The organism is Nitrosomonas sp. (assembly GCF_021731985.1).
Lineage (GTDB): Bacteria > Pseudomonadota > Gammaproteobacteria > Burkholderiales > Nitrosomonadaceae > Nitrosomonas.
The window spans coordinates 1-18483 of sequence record NZ_JAKFWH010000077.1; the positions used below are offsets into that span (position 1 = coordinate 1).

The window sequence follows — 18483 nt, forward strand, 5'->3', positions numbered from 1 at the left end:
TTACTTTATGGAATCTCTGAATAACTCACCTTTGTCATTCCGAACGTAGTGAGGAATCTTTGGCAATCAACAATATAGATTTCTCGCTCTGCTCGAAATGACAGTTATTCAGAGATTCCTTATGGGCACCTCTAAAAATTCAAAGTTCTAAACAACACGCCGCACGAACAAAAAATGATTTGGAAACTGCATCAAGAACTGGGGTTTCCTGCTTAACCTCAGATAAAACAACCCGCTCAAGCACATAACGCTTAATGAACACTCACTCATCCATGAGGTAGGGTGTCAATAAGCGAAGTGCATTACACCAAGACTATCATCCGGCGCAATAACAATTGCGCCCTACTGGACTGGTACGCAAAAAAAGTGGTTATTGTTTCTTATCTATCCTTTACCTATCGATGATTAAACTTATACAAATTTGATTTTCCTAGAAACTTTATATGATAGTTCTTGCAAAAGCGCTCGACTGTCTCGGCAAACCAATCCGAAGCAGTCGGATGCACCATTACCGATTCGATAAAATTGGGAATATGAGAAAATGATATGTGTTTAACTTGCTTAATATTGGGCTTGGAAGGCAAATTAATATTTGCAACGCCACTTTCATACTCTTGTCGTGTTATTTCGCCTTTTTCAAGGAATACTTGCAAAGCTCTTAACATGTCATCAGGAGTAATTTGGGATTGTTGATTTATTTGCTGTTCTGGCAAGTATTCATGATCGATATTTGAAATTAGTCTAAATTCTTCCTCGTGTGAGAATGCTTTCCTCTTCCACGAAAATGCTTTTTGAATTTGAATTTTATTTCCAGTAAATATACTCTTAAGCTCACGTTCTAGACTCATTGATTTGTACTCTACTGAAAAGAAATCAATATTATTAATACGTTGAAGGTTTTTAATAGTTGTCTCAATACGAATTGAATTCCCATTGAAAGCGTAGATTCTCCATAAAGCATCAGTTTCTTCACATTTAGTCCACGACTGTAAATGGACTGTTTTACTATATTTTTCAAGTATACCTAACCGCATATCGGGAGGCATATCGCTTGATAAATTATTTTTTTTAAACCATTGTATGATGTCAGCTCGTCCCTTATCTGTTTGCATTGCTTTTATGACAAAACCCTCATAGGGATCTTGCCACATGTCGTATGTTACAAATGCTAGCTGCTCTCTCAAAACCAAATCTACGAATGATTCAAAACTTAGGAAGCGAAAAATTCTAAAACTCAAATCGCACCTCTAATAAATTCATTTTCTCGCCGCTACTTATTCGATTTGCTATATCGCTGTGAAAGATTGAATTTCTTAACATTTTTCCGAACACCATTGGATGAGTTTGGTTGTGCGCTCCCACTCAAGTAATACGGGGAGCTACAAATACATGTAACTAACAAGCTAGCAGAAAATTAATGCTTTTACCATGAATGAATAAACATATGATTATATGTGACAGTACTCTTGATAGACTTAGTAAGTGAGTTGAAACCTAACGGCATATAGCATTTGTATTTATTAAGATCATGAAAGTACAATAAATTTGCTCCGCACTACGCCCTGCGCCTATCTCCGCTGCAAAACCACGGAGAATCGCAAGTTGGAACAAAGAATGAGCGAGAATCGGGCAATATAGATAATAGATAGGAATACTTTGTCCAAAAGCACTCTTGAAAATACCGGAGGGAAAACAATATGAGTCGCCATGAAATACATCGATCACACCGCATCGGCTGGTTACGCGCTGCCGTTCTCGGCGCCAATGATGGTATCGTTTCAACGGCGAGCCTTATTATCGGTGTGGCATCGGCTCAGGCCGCACATGCAGATATTCTTCTTGCTGGCGTTGCTGGCTTGGTTGCCGGCGCGATGTCTATGGCTGCCGGTGAGTATGTATCAGTCAGTTCTCAATCCGATACAGAAAAAGCAGATCTTGAGCTTGAGAAAGAATCATTAAAGAATGACTTCGAATTTGAGCTGAAAGAACTTGCCAATATTTATGAAAAACGAGGATTGGATCCAAATCTAGCCAAACAAGTGGCGGAGCAACTAATGGCACATGATGCACTGGGAGCGCATGCAAGAGATGAATTAGGTTTAGCTGAAAATGTTAGAGCCCGCCCCATTCAGGCTGCACTTTTTTCTGCGGGCACATTCACTATTGGCGCTGCACTGCCATTATTGATTGCGTGGAATTTGCCGGGCATGCAACTGATAACGGCTGTTGCGGTATCGTCACTCGTTTTTTTGGCTATCTTAGGCGGTCTTGCCGCACGTGCGGGAGGAGCGGCAATCTCTATCGGTGCACTCCGGGTTACATTCTGGGGCGCGCTTGCAATGGGGCTAACTGCGGCAGTAGGCAGATTATTTGGCGTGGCTGTTTGATCAGGTGCGAAACCAGGTATTAATCGATCCCTCCAGAAGGCAAACTATTAATGCAAATCTTGAGACCGGAGATGATTTTCAACGAGCTCGGCAGCGATGATCTGCAAAGCTTGATCAGCCATTGGTTTCGAGTCATCCACAAGCCAGGTCTTTCTGTTTAAAAGATGTTCAGGCTGCATCAACTTGCTCATAAAATCCAGCAAAAACCCGCTTGCTATCCGCTGTGCAGGTTCGCTGATATCACCAAAGCCATTTACGCCATGAATTGCCATCCGCTGCAAAAACAGGATGGCCTCGTCTTTCGCGTGATAATCATTTTCTGTCATTAGCCCAGGCTTATTCAGCCACGGGTTTGCTTTGAGAAGCGCAAAGATTGATTCTGCAGCTTGTTCCGCGTTGACGGTTTTCATGGCGGTGGTTTCAGATAATGGACATTTGTCTGTTCGACACCAACAAATAATTACAACAGAGCCTAAAAGGTGCCCATAAAATCGCCTTTGCCAACTTCCAGCCCATTGGACCGCAAAATCGCATAGGCGGTGGTAACGTGGAAGAAAAATTGCGGCAGCCCATAATTGATCAGGTAGTTGTGGCCAACTAGCTTTTTCTCTTTCGGTGTGCCCGGGCGTAACACGACTTCACGCGTTTCGCTGCCTTCAAATTGCTCGGGGGTCAGGCTCTCGATAAATGATAAAGTCTTGCTGATTCGTGACTGTAAATCGGCGAAGGTCTGTTCGTTGTCTTCATACACCGGCACTTCAACACCTGCCAGCCGCGCTGATACACTCTTGGCAAAATCGGCGGCAACTTGCACTTGGCGGATCAACGAAAACATATCCGGATACAATCGAGTGTTCAGTAATACTGCCGGTTCAAATTTTTTCTCGGCGGCATAGGCTTCGGCTTTCGTCAAAATGGCGCTTAAGCTGTTCAGCAACTGTTTGAAAACGGGTATGGATGTTTTATACATATAGGGAGTGGTCATAGATTTTCCTCGTTTAATTGATGATTGTGACTGTCAGATAGTGGAATTAAGTATCTCATGAATGGACATGGATTAGTGCGGACAAACACGTATCTATTGTCAAGACGGGTATAGCACTCGTTCTAGGAAAGTGCTTCGCTTCGGTTAATTTACGGCTGACATGCGTAATACAGGTAAAATGTTCAGAATTACCGATAAAAACAAATTCCAGCAAAACAATGCAACCCGGTTTCTTCAATCATCTTTTACTCTTCAGCGCGTTTGAACTCAAGAGATGCTTTGCGACCCGAAAAGGCATACTGTCTCTAGTGACCTTTGCGGTCATTTGGTATTTTATTCTGCTTTATCCGCTTCGATTTGCCGCTGAGCTGCTGGTGCAGGAAAAGGGGTTACAGGCAGAACTCAGTATTTTTGAGTTGATTGGCTTTGGCGCAATCCAGCATTGGCCCATTCCTGAATTCGGCGTATTTTGGCATTTTGCGCTGATGATTTTCCCGATGTTGAGCATTATGCTTACAGCCGATCAAACCTGTTCCGATCGTGAGCGCGGCACGTTACGTTTCATTGTCATACGCAGCAGCCGCAACAGTGTATTCTTTGGCCGGTTTATAGGCGCTATGGTGATTCAGGCACTGTGGATTAGTGCCGCCGCCTTCAGCACCTTGGGGTTGACCCTGACCCGTGATCCATCGCTTCTTTCTTTTGCAATACCGGACTTGCCCATCTTAATCGTTAATTTAATCTTGGTCGTTCTACCCTTCACAGCCATGATGGCCGCTTTATCCGCCAAGGTTAAATCTGCCCGGCAAGCCACCCTCTGGGCTATTCTGATCTGGATGTTTCTGGCCGGGATTATCAGCAGTTTAGCTTATTATCTCCCCGTACTGGCTTTTCTTAAATGCCTGATCCCCGGCTATCAATTATCTGATATGGCGCAACTGTCCGGATGGCGCACGCTGTCATTGGCTTATATTCCCCTCCTGCAAAGCCTGATCTTGCTAATCTTGGGGCGTTGGATTATGGCGAGGCAGGCACTGTGAGTTCGCCAATTATTCAGTGCCAACAGCTTAGCCACATTTATTCTGGCAAAGTCGCACTTAATCAGGTCAGTTTTGAACTGGATGCGGGTGAGCCTATCGGTTTGGTAGGTCCGAATGGCGCCGGAAAAACCACCTTGCTGAGTATCTTGTCTGGTTTTCTACACCCTGCTTCCGGCACTGTCCGGGTGTTTGGTCACCCGCCCGGTGCAACACAACTCATTGGCAAAGTCTCGGCATTACCCCAGGATGCCCGGTTAGACCCGAGCTTTACGCTGACAGAGCAACTGGTTTTTTATGCGCGGCTACAGGGATTCACTCGCCAACAAGCAAACCTGGAAGCCAGCCGGGTGTTAGAGATATTTGCACTCAAAGAAGCTGCACATGAAAAACCTCTGGCACTTAGTCATGGCATGGCTAAACGAGTGGCGATCGCGCAAGCGTTGATTGGCGAACCAGCACTCGTTTTACTCGATGAGCCCACCGCTGGGCTGGATCCTATGAACGTCCGGACCGTGCGATCAATCATTGCAGAACTATCGTCCGCGACAACTTTCATCATCAGTTCTCACGATTTAGCCGAACTTGACCGGTTGTGTCAGCAAATTTTGCTGCTGGAAAATGGCATGTTGCAGACCGAGAAAGTAAGCGCTAACCAGCAACAGACTGCTTCCCGATTCATTACCCTGCAAATGGAAAATTGTCCGGCAGCAGAGGTAATTGCTAAACTCATGGTTTTAGAAGGCGTCTTACAAGTCACTAACCCGCAAAAAAATGAATTTATCGTGGAATACAACCCTGACCTGCAACCCAGCATGGATCTGCAACTCATGCAGTGTATTCAAACCAATCACTGGCAATACCGGCAGTTAAGCCACGGCAAGACGTTGGAAGAAAAGCTTTTCTCAAGAAATTCATAGCATTTTTAATGAATTCGCACCGAGATCCTTATTCACAGCGTTTTACTCTCACTAGCGCCCAAAACGAGAAGCACTCAATTTTACGTCGGCACGCGCCCAGGCTTGTTCAAATCGCGCTGTAATGACCCTTTCATCTTTCTTTTGCGCACGCAAAGCCTGCTGCAATCCGTAAAGCGCCCATCCGTTGTTACGATTCCGCCGCAGATCCTCCCAATACACCGTCTCTGCTTCGTCTGCCCGCCCTGATTTAAGCAGAATAGCACCCAGTGCCAACCGTGGCGGCAAGTGAAACTCTAACGGTTCTGTATACACCAGCGCATCTTCCAGGCGAACCGCTTTCTCCAGATGTGTAATGGCCTGATCGAACTGTCCACGCGCAGCAGCAATCTCGCCCGCGAGTACTTCCGGTGCAGCACTCAGTACCGTTTTTGTGGTATTTTTCGAAAGAAGAGGACCATCCAGCAATGGATCGGCCATAATCTTGCGTAGCGATTCCAGTTCTTGCCCGGCTTGTTGCAATTGTTCTGTTGCGACAAATGCGAGGCCGCGAACATAGTGCCAGCTTCCCGTCAAAAATAGATTGGTCGATGGCGGTGCGGGTTCTGCAAGAATTTCCTTCCAGTGCCCAAATCTTGCGAGGGCCCAATAAGGGGTTACGCGAAAAACTGCTGTCAACGGTAGTGCCTTCAACACTTCATCGCTAATCTTACTGGCAACTTCTCGTGCGGATTGGATGGCAATCTTGCTTTGACCGTCCACGGTCGCTGCGAACCAAAGAAAATGGATGTTGTGCGGGTAGTACACCATCGGATATAACCCTTGCGCGTGACACTGCGTGATGTAATCTTCATCAGCGGCGATTGCCAGCTGGTTGCTCTTCATAGAATCGGCGTAACGGCCTACACGCTGATAAATATGCGATGCCATGTGTATCATGTGCCCCGCCGTTGGCATCAGTGTCAAGAGTGTATCGGCTGCTTGCTCTGCGCGCTCGGGTGTACTGGTTGGTTCTATCAGGTGAATGTACATATGCAGTGCACCCGGATGTTTCGGATTGCGCCGCAATACTTCCTCGGTGAGCGCGACGATTTCGGCTGTTCCTTCATACGGCTGACCATCAAGCATCCAGTAACCCCAGGGGCGTAGATCCATCATGGACTCCACATACAACATTGCAATATCTGGGTCGTCTGGGAAACGCTCATGTACTTCCCGCATCGCCTCCGCGTAAGCCTTATTGTTCGCCTCCCTTTGTCCAGCCTGACCCGAGTATCGCTTCGCGAGGGCACTAATAAGTGCTTGTTCCCTCGGTAATGCATTCGCCATCAATGATTTGGCCTGCTGCACGATCTCCAGAGCTTGTGGCTCTTCGTTCGGTTCCATCATCGCATTGATGTTGGGACCCAGCACCAGTGCTTGCCCCCAATAAGCCATTGCAAGTTCTGGGTCCAACCGCGCCGCCTCGCGGAACGAGCGGCGTGCCTCGGCATGGTTGAACGCGTAAGCAAGATTGAGTCCCTGATTGATGTATTGCTGTGCTAACGGGTTGCGGGTGCTGACTGAAAATGTGTGCGTACCTAAATTATGCAACCTGGGCGCAAGCTGGCCATCCGGGCTTGGCTTATTCGCCATCTCGGATTCCTTATAATGCTTATGGCCACCGCCATGCCCGGTAGAAGCCTGCTGTTTTTGGGTTGCGGTTATTGCTTCTGACTCGGCATACGATTCGAGGGTACTTGCGACAACCAGAGTCAGAACTAAAATCGTGGAACGGATGGCAGTATAGGATTGCATGAATATTACCCCTTTAATATCAGTGTTTAATTTTCATAACCGAGAGAAGTGCTCTAATCCTGCTCGGCAGTGGTTGGATCAATCACAGAATTGATTCGAGAAACACGCTGAGCGGGAAACCCACCTTGTTCGGCATGCGTTCTGATAGTCGCTTCGTCGGGTGCAATGTAAATGCAATAAACTTTGTCATCCGTCACGTAACTTTCCAGCCATTGGATTCTTGGCCCCATTTTGTTCAACACATTGCACGATTTCTGAGAAATGGCTTGTAAATCTTGCGGTGTTAGTGAACCGGCCCCAGGAATTTCACGTTCTATTATATATTTCGGCATTTCGCCTCCCTTAACAGGCCGTTGAAAAACTATCTGCGTTGCCGCTGCGGTGTTAAAAACAGACTCAAAATGCTCATTTATTAAGAATAAACTGCGCTTTTTCGCCTGTTTTTGCCTTGCATCGGCTACCTCGAAAACGTTTTTCAATGACCTGTTAGAATTAATTAAATATGACCAGTCGTATTTTTACTCAGTAAAAAAATTAAGGTCTAAAATAATCGCCCAATAAATTCTGACAACACTGTTTGACCGGAGCGGATGATTTTTCTATCTTCATCCGCAGTAAAGCGCCTTGCCAGGTATTTATGAGCAGATCAGCCATTTCTTCTGCTGATTTATCTTGTCGCACTGTTCCTTGTTGCTGCGCCTTCGCTATTCCAAGTTGCAATAGATCCCGGTAGCGATTGACCGCGGACTGCAGCGATTTCTGACAAACTTCGCTGGTGTCGCCGATTTCCCCCATCAGATTGCCTAAGAGACAACCCCCTTTAAACGCATTCTTTTCAAGTTCTATAATGAGTTCATCAAAATAACATTTGATTGCACCGAGAGCATCTGTACCCGAGTTATCCAAGTAACTTGCCAATTGTGCAATAAACGGATCAATGTAGTACTGAATGACATCGGCGCCAAAGTCCTCTTTGCTGCCAAAATAATTATAAAAAGAACCTTTCGGAACATTCACTGCATCCAGGATTTCTTGCAGTCCGGTGCCATGGTAACCTTGCCCCATGAATAGAGTAACGCCTTGGTTTAGCAGGCTCTCTCTATTTAATTCTTTTTTGGTTGATTTTGACATGCACAGATAATACGACCGGTTGTCTCATATGTCAAATTGTCTTTTGAACCTTGCACACAGAATTACCAGATTTCTTGTTGTTTCAGAATATAAATCCTCTCCGCAAAGTCACCGGATCATAAAGAGGGCAATTAATGGCTGTTCTTATGAATTGGTAGCGCTAGAAATTCTGATACCTTTTACGCAAATACAGAGATTGTTGTTATTAGCTAACGATTATTGTCATTAGGAGATTCATTTCATGAGTGTAGCAACAGAGAACGATCAGGAATCCGGCAAAAGAAATGGAATTGGAAATGTAATCAATTCCATTTCCCAAGTTGACAATACAATACCAATACTTGTTGATGCCTATGCATGGAATGGTCAATTTTTCTCGAGTTACAGTTTTACGAACGATGTCATTAAAATTGATGACACTCTTGTATTGTACTTTGATGAAGCAGTGGTGGCGGGTAGTGGTGATATTGTCATCTCTAATGGTGCGGACACACGTACTATCGCTATCAATGATGCCAGCCAAGTTATGTTCAACGAAGAGTATCGTGCAGTCACAATCAACCCGACAACGGACTTGATTCCTAACACCAAGTACCATGTTACGATGACCAATGGTGTCGTTATGGATACAGCAGGAAACCCCTTTTCTGGTATCAGCGATCAAACCACACTCAATTATACGACGATCGCCTCCGATCCACTACTGACTTGGAACTCATGGGGCAGCTCCACCGCGCTATCTGGCTCTCCGGAGTTCAAAATTGATGACAATCTTAAACTGTACTTTGATGAAGAGGTGGTAGCGGGTAGCGGTAATATTATCATTTCTAATGGCTCGGATACGCGTACTATCGCTATCAATGATGTCAGTCAAGTCACTTATTCCGATGAGTCGCATCGCGCGGTAAGCATCAATCCGCTGGAAGACTTGATTCCGAATACTACCTACAGTGTCCAGATTGCCAGTGGCGTCATCAGGGATACAGCAGGCTATTCCTATACCGGTACCAGCGATGCTACTCCACTCAATTACACATCCGTCGCATCAAATCCACTCCTGGTATGGAGCAATCCACAAGATGATTCAACCTTAAAGCTTGATGACAATATCACATTATACTTTGATGAAGAAGTGGCGGCTGGCAGCGGCAATATTGTCATCTCTAACGGATTTGATACACGTACTATCGCCATTCATGATGCAAGTCAGGTTGCTTTTAGTAACAGTAAAATGGGTAATACCATTACTATCAATCCGACAGCTGATTTGATCCCTAACACCACCTACAGTATCCAGATGGGCAGTGACGTTATTACAGATACAGCAGGCAATGCCTATGCGGGTATCAGTGATACTACCATGCTCAACTTCACAACTTTGGCCTCTAATCCACTCCTGACGGGGAGCAATCCATGGGATGAGTCATTCATCGGGATTGATAACAATATTTTTTTGTTCTTTGATGAGGACGTCGTTGCGGGCAATGGTCATATTATTATCTCCAACGGATCAGACACACGCAATATAGCCATTAATGACACCAATCAAGTCACGTTTGATGGGTATGGTACAGTGACCATCAATCCAACAACGGATCTGATTATTAACACTTCTTATAGCATCCAGATAGCCAGCGGTGTCATTATGGATACGGATGGTAATCCTTATGAAGGAATTAATGATCAAACCACATTAAAATTCAATATGATGGATTATACTGGCGGCGCCATATACGCAGATCTAATAGGAATCCAAGTTTAAAAGACTTAAACTAAGCTGACAGGCTCCTGAAAGATTCTATTGTTGTACGTATTCCAACAAACAATCAACGGGGGTCTTCTGTTATACCTGTCCGAACCACACGTGATTAATTTCTCCCTCCGGTTTAAAATTTACAACACGAAATGGAGAAGGAGATGACAAAACCTAACGCTGGTATTTCATTGTCTACTCTACTGCAAGCTGCTGTTCAGTGTCATCAGGCAGGAAGGCTTCAGGAAGCAGAAAGGCATTGCCTGCAGATTTGCACTATCGCTCCTAATCTCCCGGATGCATTGCATTTGCTTGCGATTATCTATGCGCAAACAGGGCGTTATCAGGCAGCTAATGATAATTTCTCTAAAGCGATTGACATTGATCCAACGCGCGCTGATTTTTATAGCAACTATGGGAATGCATTGTGGGAACAAAATCGTATCGAAGAAGCAATACATTATTGCCATCGATCATTAGCACTCGATGCGAATCGTGCTGAAGCACATAATATTCTGGGCAATGTTTATTTGTCTCAAAACCGATTGGAAGAAGCAGTCATCAGTTTCCGCAAAGCACTTGAGATTCACCCAACTTACGCTCATGCATTGAACAATCTGGGAAATGCGCTGCAAAAACTCAATCAGGCAGAAGACGCGGTCATTTATTATCGCCAGGCACTCAAATTACAAGAAAACTATCCGGAGGCACACAATAACCTCGGGCAAGCGCTCAAGAGTTTAGGCAGGCTTGATGAGGCGAGAGCCCATTTTCATAGTGCAATCCAACTCCGCCCTGATTTTCATAAAGCAGCGCAGAATTACTTGGAGATTGATCCGGTTTGGATTGAACCATTGGACGGAGAGAAACTCACGCTTCGCCGATACAGCGAAGACGATGCAGAATACCTGCATCAATGTTATAAAAATAACACGTTCATGACACAATATAATCACTATATACCTCGTCATCAGCGCATTGAAGATTTGGCAATAAAGTTGCGCGAAACCAATGCGAAACATCCCTGTCAATTGAAATCGGTTGATTGGATTATTTTCAAGAAAACGACTAATCAGCCTGTCGGTATTGCTAATCTTGTCGAAATCCAATTCCATCACCGGCGTGCTGAGTTTCTGATTGGTTTTGCAAATCCTGAACACCATAATAAAAGCTATGGTTTAGAGGCAACATTGCTGGTTCTCGATTATGCTTTCAATCGAGTTGGCTTGAATAAACTGACTACTATCGTATACAGCGATAACGTTTTAGCGCAGAAAAATAGCTTGGCACTGGGGTTTGTTCAAGAAAGCTATTTACGCGAACAGATTATGGAACCAAACGGTGAAAAATTTTTAAATCTTTATGAAAATGGAATGACACTGAATGATTTTCGTAACAACAAGCGGATACCAAAATTATCACGGCGCTTGCTTGGGCGTAACATCACACCCCATTAGCTTGGAAGGTAACAACTAATTTACCAAATGACTACAAGTTTTATCTCCAATAATCTGTACTAGCTCAGATCAAATTGCTCAACCTCGCAGTATCACCTTACGAGGCTGTTTCTTTTTTGGTAGACTCTTATCAACAATGATGATCGCCCCTGGTGAATTAAACGACGGGACTAGGTCTCTAAACTGGAATCAACAATCCTAATCAACCAAAGAAAATTCATCAATTGGGGATTCAATTGCAAGAATCGATAGAATCAAATTCGACTGCTCTCTCCCTAAGATACTGATATTCAATAAAAGGCACCGGATGGCTAAGATAGCTGCTATACATTCAAAATTTTTCAAGCTTATTTGCGCAGAAACATTGCTGGCAATACTCCTGGTTGCACAGAGTGTTAGCGCCGATCAATCTCCGTCGAATGCAAACCCATGTATTCATCAATCCAGTTCAGTACAATCCGGCAAGAACGAAAGCACTTGTCACAAACATCCATCCAAGTGGATTGAACTACCGGATGAAGCAATCCAGAAACTGAAAATTGACGCCGGATTCGGTTGGGGGATTTTTAGTGGCACTATTTACAATGGCAATGAAAATTACCATGTAACGCAATTGATTGTCAGCATGACACCGATCCACGGGCATCATCACATGGATATGCACGCGAACATGTCGCACGACCCAAAAACACATCAAATTAATCTGGATCTGCCCCCTTTATCGAAAGGCGCCCTTTCCATGCCATTAGCCAGTGAAGATGCTCATGTTCATGATTTTGAGTGGAAAATCATTAAAGTCATGGGTTACCAAGCGCACTGATCAATACCATGCAGCAATCTCTTAAAAATATCAGAAGTATTCTAATTTATACCTTTGTGATTGCACTGGTTTCATTGGCGTATTTTATTTATGCCTACTCAGTTCACCCGATTCCTGAAGAACGGGAGACATTTCTAACCGAGATGGGTGAGGGTTTTGGAAAAATTGGTTTGGCGATGCTGGTATTTATTTATTTCCGTACCTTGCTGAAATTGCTGCTGGGGCAAGGAAAATTGGCACAGCGCCTGCTCCCGGACTATACTTCCCCAATCGATTCATCTCAATTGAATCGCCTGTTAACCTGGATGAATCGCACGCACATCTATTTCGGCATCGCAGCCATTGCTATTATCCTGCTGCATATCTCGCTAATGGGATTTTCCCGTTACAGTCATATTCTTTTCTTTCCAGCTTTATTGGCGCTGGTTATCTGGCAGGGACTTTTCGGCCTGTTTTTAACTTGGCGCTACACACCCGATGAGCTCAAGAAATTTTCTCACTTAGTGCATGCACAGTTTGTCACCGGCATTGCCATTGGAGTATTCGCTATTTTTGGGCATATATTGATTGATGATTAAATTCACATTACCTGCTCAGTCATACTTCTGCCATCTCATCGAGGCTACTATCAAATCCTGCGGACATATTAGGATCGAGCAATCACTATCATCATAGTAGAAACACAGTGTATGATTCATAGCATGAAGAATCATACAATTTTCTTTATTCCTACCTTAATATTCAAAGAAAAGGCAAGTCATGCAGAGCGCCTCAGATATTAAGATACTCATCCTTGATGACGACACCTTTATGCTCAAGCTCCTGACACGAATGCTCGCCAAAAAAGGTTATACCACTGTCAGCACATGCGACAATGGACACGACGCACTCAAAAGAATCGATCATGCCGATACCTGCCCGGATTTAATTCTGCTTGATCTGAATATGCCGGATATGGATGGGATTGAGTTTGTACGTTACTTGGTTGACCGGAATTACCATGGCAATCTTGTATTGGTTAGCGGTGAAGATGAGCGCATGCTAAAAACCGCGGAGAAACTGGTTCATGCGCATAAAATTCCGATGCTTGGTTATCTACATAAGCCAGTGAATCCAGAAAAGTTATCTGAATTATTGCAAAAATGGGAACCCTATTCTCCAGCTAAACCATCCGACAAAAAAATCTATGGCGCCGCAGAGATTCAATCGGCTATTTCCAATCATGAATTAGTGAATTATTACCAGCCTAAAGTATCCGTGGCCACCGGTGACGTAATCGGCGTAGAAACACTGGTACGCTGGCACCATCCAGAAGATGGCCTGATACTGCCGGACCGGTTTATCCATACTGCAGAACAACATGGTCTGATTAATGACTTGACAGGCCTGGTTCTGAGACAATCTCTGGCTCAGGCAAAAATATGGCATCAGAATGGACAGATACTACGCGTAGCGATTAATGTTTCAATGGATAATCTGGCATCGCTGGATTTTCAGGATCTCGTGGTGAAACTGGTTGCCGAGAACGGCCTGCCGCCGCAAAAAATCACACTCGAAGTCACTGAAAGTCAATTAATGGGGTCTGATACACGAATCCCATTGGAGATTCTGACTCGGTTACGTCTCAAACGTTTTCATTTGTCGATTGATGATTTTGGTACCGGGCATTCATCAATGGCCCAATTACGCGACATTCCTTTTAGTGAACTCAAGATTGATCAGGGATTTGTTCATCGCGCATGGATGGATGACACGCTACGCGCCATCTATGACGCCAGTTTATCAATGGCCAAACAACTGGGTATGGAAGTCGTGGCAGAAGGGGTTGAAGATCGTAACGACTGGGAACTATTGCGGCAAACAGGCTGTGATTATGCGCAAGGAAATTTTGTTTCGGTTCCATTACTGCCCGCCGATTTTTCACGTTGGGTGGAAGAATGGCAAAGCAGAGTACGAAATGGCTTAGTAACCCCGTCCACACCACCCTGACTACTTGGTTTTACTTCAGGATAATCTAATTTTCAGAATACTTTTTATCCTTCTGCATACATAGCATCCAGATAGGTTTTGACGCTCATTAACTGCGCGTCAAATGATGGCAGTAATACAGCCAATGTTTCCGCGTCATTCTTTTTACCCGCTTGTTCCATTTCCGCACACAACTCACCCAATGCAAGCGCGCCAATAGAGCGCGCTGATGATTTGAGCTTATGTGCAAGTAAGCCGACAGCAGCAAATTGACCAGCCTGGTAAGTATCATGCAGTTCTGTGGCTATTTTTTCTGAACTGGTGCGAAAATCCAACAGCATTTCTTTGATCATTTCCGGGTCATTGCCTATTAATTCTTCCAGAACATGAACATCGACCGGAGCAACAATTGAGTCAGCTTCATTCGTTGATACCAAAAGCTGAGAAACTGACTCTGATTCTTCTGCCGGTTTACTGCTGGCTAGATATTTTTCCAAGGTCAGGCGCAAGTCTTCAAGCTGTACCGGTTTGCTCAAATAATCATCCATCCCGGCGCTCAGACAGTGCTCCTTTTCACCTTTCAGCGCATTCGCAGTCAACGCGACAATAGGAATATGTTGCTTGTCTGTTTCCCCGGAACGAATCGCTTTTGTCAACTCGAAACCATCCATTTCTGGCATATGCAAGTCTGTCAGCAGCAGAGCGTAATCACAGTCTTGCAAGCGCTTTAATGCTTCACGCCCGTCGTTTGCGATATCACCCGCATAACCGAGCAGGTTAAGCTGTTGTCGAATCACTTTCTGATTGATATCGTTATCTTCCGCCACCAATATTAGTTTGCCTTGCTGCAGCGCTTCTTCGCGCGAAACAGGCGCAGGTCCCGATTTAAGCAAATTATTTGGTAGCGCGCTTTCCACGCTTACTTCTGCTCTTCCAGCAGCAATGGCCAGCGCCCGAAGCAAGGATTGACGATACATTACATCACCATCCAGTGTGACAATATCGATATCCTCAGTTCGTGCTTGCCGGCGACGGCCACGCTTGATAACGATAAACCGCGGCTCAATATCAGACTGCAACGCATCAGATTCAATCTTTGCAGTACTTTTTATTGCACTCGAACGAGCAGTAAATGCAGCACGCAAGTCCTCAATAGAGGGTGTTTGTTGTCCAGCATCAATGACAACAAGCCACAAGCCAGGCGCTAAACTTTGAATGCGTTGACGGACGGTATTCAGATCGGATACTTGTTCAACAATCGCTCCGGCACTTTTCAAATAAATGGCCATATCATCACTCATACCATTGTCGTCACCCAGTATCAGACAAGTCAAACCGCTGAGATCATCGAGCTTGCTATCCGAGACGGTTATCGCGGGCAACGGCTTAAATGGCATTTGTATGATAAATGTGGAACCTTGCTGAGGCTCGCTTTGTACCGTTATTTCTGCATCCATCAATTCCGCCAGATGATGAGAAATCGCCAATCCAAGTCCAGTTCCTCCAAAGCGCCGCGTCGTTGAAGGATCACCTTGTGAGAAGGATTTAAAGAGCTTGTCTTGCGTTTCTTTATTCATACCGATGCCATTATCGGTTATCTGAAATGTAATCACTACTTGATCAGGATTCGATTCGGTTAGTAATACTCTCACTGAAACCTTACCCGATTTCTCCTGATTATTGGAAAACTTGATCGCATTATTGATAATATTAACCAGTACCTGACGAAGTCGTAATGGATCACCCAATACATTTTCTGGGATTACCGGATCAATAAACAAAGTCAATTCCACTCCCTTCGTGAGCGCCAGGTGCCCCAGCATGCCGCAAGCATTCTCCACAACACTGGCCAATCGCATAGGAATTTTTTCTATTTCCAGCTTGCCTGCTTCAATTTTAGAGAAATCAAGGATGTCTTCAATAATGGAAAGCAAAGCATAAGCAGAATCCCGTATCAAATTGGCCATTTCCATTTGATAGCCACTTAAACTGGTTTGCCGCAGTACATCAATCATGCCAATCACACCATTCATAGGTGTGCGAATCTCGTGACTCATGGCGGCAAGAAAAGCAGATTTGGCGCGGCTTGCCTGCTCAGCATCAATTCTGGCCTGCTTTAAGTCTTTCATCATGCGTGCATGCTCACGAATATCACGCATCACACCGGTGAAATGCCGTTTTCCGCCAACAAAATATTCACTGACTGCCAGATATAACTCGATACGTTCGCCATCCTTGCTGACACCTTCAACTTCACGACCGAGACCAATACTATGACTATGCGAGCCCGGTGAATAAGAGCGACCGACATATTCCTGACCATGCCCGGTACGACAATAGTTTTCCATATAACCATCATGTTTACTACGATCCGGTTCGGGCACAATGATAGATACATTTTGCCCGATCATTTCATCATGACTATAACCGAATAGTTTTTCCATCACCGGGTTGGCGGAAAGAATCACGCCCTTCTCATCGGTAGTCACTACGCAGTCGACCATGTGCTCTACAACAGAGCGCATTTCTTCTTCTTTAATAGCCAAAGACACATTCGCACGTTGCAGATCGGCGGTACGTGTCGCTACTCTATGCTCTAATTCTTGATTCAGTTGTAGCAGATTTTCTTCGGCTTTATTTCGTTCCTGGTTGCTAGCATTCAGTCGTTCCACCATATTGTTAAAAGTATGCGCCAGCTGCTGCATTTCATCCCAGCCTTCGATAGCAACACGTTGATGTAAATTACCTGCCGAGATTTCCAAAGCGCTTCGATTCAAATGTTTTAAAGGATCCACAACACGACGATTAAACAGAATAGCGCCCAATAGAGCGGCAAGTAATGTCATAACCAGGATCATTAAGCCGACATAATGCAGTTTGTACACAGAAGCAAATGCTTCATCCACATCGATCTGCACTACTATGCCCCACTTCATGCGAGGCAGGTAGCGCCATGCAGCAACCACTTCCTTGCCACGATAATCAACCGTCAGTGCCCCTCCAGAATCACCCTTTAGAGCTTTCTGCATGGCTTCCGAAGAAGGAGGGGTATTAAGAGGAATTTTGCGTTTTAATGCAGCTTCAGGATCATATTTCAGGGGAGCCATCACCAATGCAGTTTGATCATCTTCGAGACGTGCCACAACCGTTTCGCCACTATCTCCAAGTCCAATGTTATTCGATAGTACGGCAAATACACGTTGACTATAGATTTGCAGGGCGATGACACCTTTAATTTCTCCATTTAATATAATTGGAGTCGCCACGAATGCAGCAATTGCATCTTTTGAAGGTGCGTATTGTTCAAAGTCAGAGATGCTGCTTTCTAAATTATCCAAGGCATGGCGAGTAACTTTGCCTAACCCTGTATCGCGATAGGGTCCTGTGAATAAATTAGTTGCAAAATCAGACTCATGCGTTTGGGAATAGATGATCGTACCATTGGTAGAAATCAAAAACAGATCATAATATTTCGCATCCTCAACAAAGCGTCTGAAATTCTCACGGTAACTGGCGTCCATCTGCTGGTAGTCATCTGATTCTATTCCACTTTGTTCAAATATTCTGGAAAATTCAATAATGGCTTCATGGGTTGTGCTGGCGTCACGGATTAAACTTGAATCGAGTAAACGTTCCTGCAGGTAACTGTCAATCTGCTCAATTTTTTTATCGGCAATAGAAGAAACATTTCGAATAGCGGAGTTTTTTATTTCCTTTTCAAAGGTATGCAATAAACTATTACCAATGACCAATATTGGCAATAAAGAAACCAATGTAAACCAAACAGCAAAACGCTGTGTCAGCGAAGTAAATTTCATCAGAATCTCCCTACAATAGCTGCAACTGAGTTTGCTAACGTATTATCTTGTACCAGGTCCACCCTACAACCCATTCGTTTAGAGATTCTTAAAAACCAGGCTGAAGGCCCCATTCTTTGTAAAAGCTATTTTGTCTAGAGTAACGACTCTGGGTTATTAACAGTTCTACTTACACTTTTCTCTAAATTAATCTTGTTGAACATTGTGCCGTTGATCCAGCCACAATCATTTCATGCAACACATGAAAGGCAGTCAAGATAGCCTTTTAAATTATGAGCCTAATCCGATTTATTAAAAATAGCGACAGCAATATTGCAGCAAGGGCAAAAAAGTGTATTTTTTCCTGGAAAAGGTGTTGTTCAAAATAGTTTTATGAGAACATGTGAAGGAAAAGGTAAATTCTATCCACTGCC

Annotated in this window: 15 protein-coding genes; 8 read left to right on the top strand and 7 right to left on the bottom strand. The window is 44.4% G+C overall.

Going from position 1 to position 18483, the window contains the following annotated elements; translation table 11 throughout:
• Nucleotides 1–395: 395 nt before the first annotated feature.
• On the bottom strand, nt 396–1238 hold the full coding sequence (locus QZ942_RS11595; protein WP_292995731.1) for a DUF2971 domain-containing protein: 843 nt from the start codon (nt 1236–1238) through the stop codon (nt 396–398).
• A gap of 459 nt (nt 1239–1697) precedes the next feature.
• Between QZ942_RS11595 and QZ942_RS11600 the strand changes: the two genes are divergently transcribed.
• Nucleotides 1698–2387 (top strand): VIT family protein, encoded by a 690-nt coding sequence (locus QZ942_RS11600; RefSeq protein ID WP_292995733.1) that lies wholly within the window; start codon nt 1698–1700, stop codon nt 2385–2387.
• A 47-nt stretch (nt 2388–2434) separates the two neighbouring features.
• Here the strand turns inward: QZ942_RS11600 and QZ942_RS11605 are convergent, their stop codons facing one another.
• Nucleotides 2435–2797, bottom strand: a complete 363-nt coding sequence (locus tag QZ942_RS11605; RefSeq protein WP_292995735.1) for a hypothetical protein — start codon at nt 2795–2797, stop codon at nt 2435–2437.
• 62 nt (nt 2798–2859) lie between these two features.
• Nucleotides 2860–3372: a DUF1993 family protein gene (locus tag QZ942_RS11610; RefSeq protein WP_292995737.1), complete on the bottom strand. Its 513-nt coding sequence runs from the start codon at nt 3370–3372 to the stop codon at nt 2860–2862.
• Between the two features lie 308 nt (nt 3373–3680).
• Between QZ942_RS11610 and QZ942_RS11615 the strand changes: the two genes are divergently transcribed.
• A complete protein-coding gene (locus QZ942_RS11615) occupies nt 3681–4412 on the top strand; it encodes an ABC transporter permease subunit (RefSeq protein WP_292995739.1) in 732 nt (243 codons plus the stop codon).
• Nucleotides 4409–5329, top strand: coding sequence for an ABC transporter ATP-binding protein (locus tag QZ942_RS11620; protein WP_292995741.1), 921 nt, complete (start codon nt 4409–4411; stop codon nt 5327–5329). Before QZ942_RS11615 ends, QZ942_RS11620 begins: the two co-directional genes overlap by 4 nt.
• A gap of 51 nt (nt 5330–5380) precedes the next feature.
• Here the strand turns inward: QZ942_RS11620 and QZ942_RS11625 are convergent, their stop codons facing one another.
• The 3 genes from QZ942_RS11625 to QZ942_RS11635 form a co-directional block, all read right to left on the bottom strand.
• Complete coding sequence (locus QZ942_RS11625; protein ID WP_292995743.1) at nt 5381–7123, bottom strand: hypothetical protein; 1743 nt, start codon at nt 7121–7123, stop codon at nt 5381–5383.
• A gap of 53 nt (nt 7124–7176) precedes the next feature.
• Nucleotides 7177–7455: a DUF4242 domain-containing protein gene (locus QZ942_RS11630; protein ID WP_292995745.1), complete on the bottom strand. Its 279-nt coding sequence runs from the start codon at nt 7453–7455 to the stop codon at nt 7177–7179.
• A gap of 202 nt (nt 7456–7657) precedes the next feature.
• The gene (locus QZ942_RS11635) at nt 7658–8254 is read right to left on the bottom strand and encodes a TetR/AcrR family transcriptional regulator (RefSeq protein WP_292995747.1); all 597 of its coding nucleotides are present in this window, start codon (nt 8252–8254) and stop codon (nt 7658–7660) included.
• A gap of 241 nt (nt 8255–8495) precedes the next feature.
• Between QZ942_RS11635 and QZ942_RS11640 the strand changes: the two genes are divergently transcribed.
• From QZ942_RS11640 to QZ942_RS11660, 5 genes are all read left to right on the top strand, one after another.
• Nucleotides 8496–10016, top strand: a complete 1521-nt coding sequence (locus QZ942_RS11640) for an Ig-like domain-containing protein (RefSeq protein WP_292995749.1) — start codon at nt 8496–8498, stop codon at nt 10014–10016.
• Between the two features lie 155 nt (nt 10017–10171).
• Nucleotides 10172–11464, top strand: a complete 1293-nt coding sequence (locus tag QZ942_RS11645) for a GNAT family N-acetyltransferase (RefSeq protein ID WP_292995751.1) — start codon at nt 10172–10174, stop codon at nt 11462–11464.
• Between the two features lie 307 nt (nt 11465–11771).
• The gene (locus tag QZ942_RS11650; RefSeq protein ID WP_292995753.1) at nt 11772–12284 is read left to right on the top strand and encodes a hypothetical protein; all 513 of its coding nucleotides are present in this window, start codon (nt 11772–11774) and stop codon (nt 12282–12284) included.
• An 8-nt stretch (nt 12285–12292) separates the two neighbouring features.
• Complete coding sequence (locus tag QZ942_RS11655) at nt 12293–12862, top strand: hypothetical protein (protein ID WP_292995755.1); 570 nt, start codon at nt 12293–12295, stop codon at nt 12860–12862.
• Between the two features lie 181 nt (nt 12863–13043).
• Entirely contained in the window at nt 13044–14273 is a 1230-nt protein-coding gene (locus QZ942_RS11660; RefSeq protein ID WP_292995757.1) for an EAL domain-containing protein, read from the top strand.
• Between the two features lie 44 nt (nt 14274–14317).
• Here QZ942_RS11660 and QZ942_RS11665 read toward each other — a convergent pair whose 3' ends face one another.
• Nucleotides 14318–18070 carry an ATP-binding protein gene (locus QZ942_RS11665; RefSeq protein WP_292995759.1) on the bottom strand — a complete coding sequence of 1251 codons (3753 nt, stop codon included), beginning with the start codon at nt 18068–18070 and terminating at the stop codon, nt 14318–14320.
• Nucleotides 18071–18483: the final 413 nt, after the last annotated feature.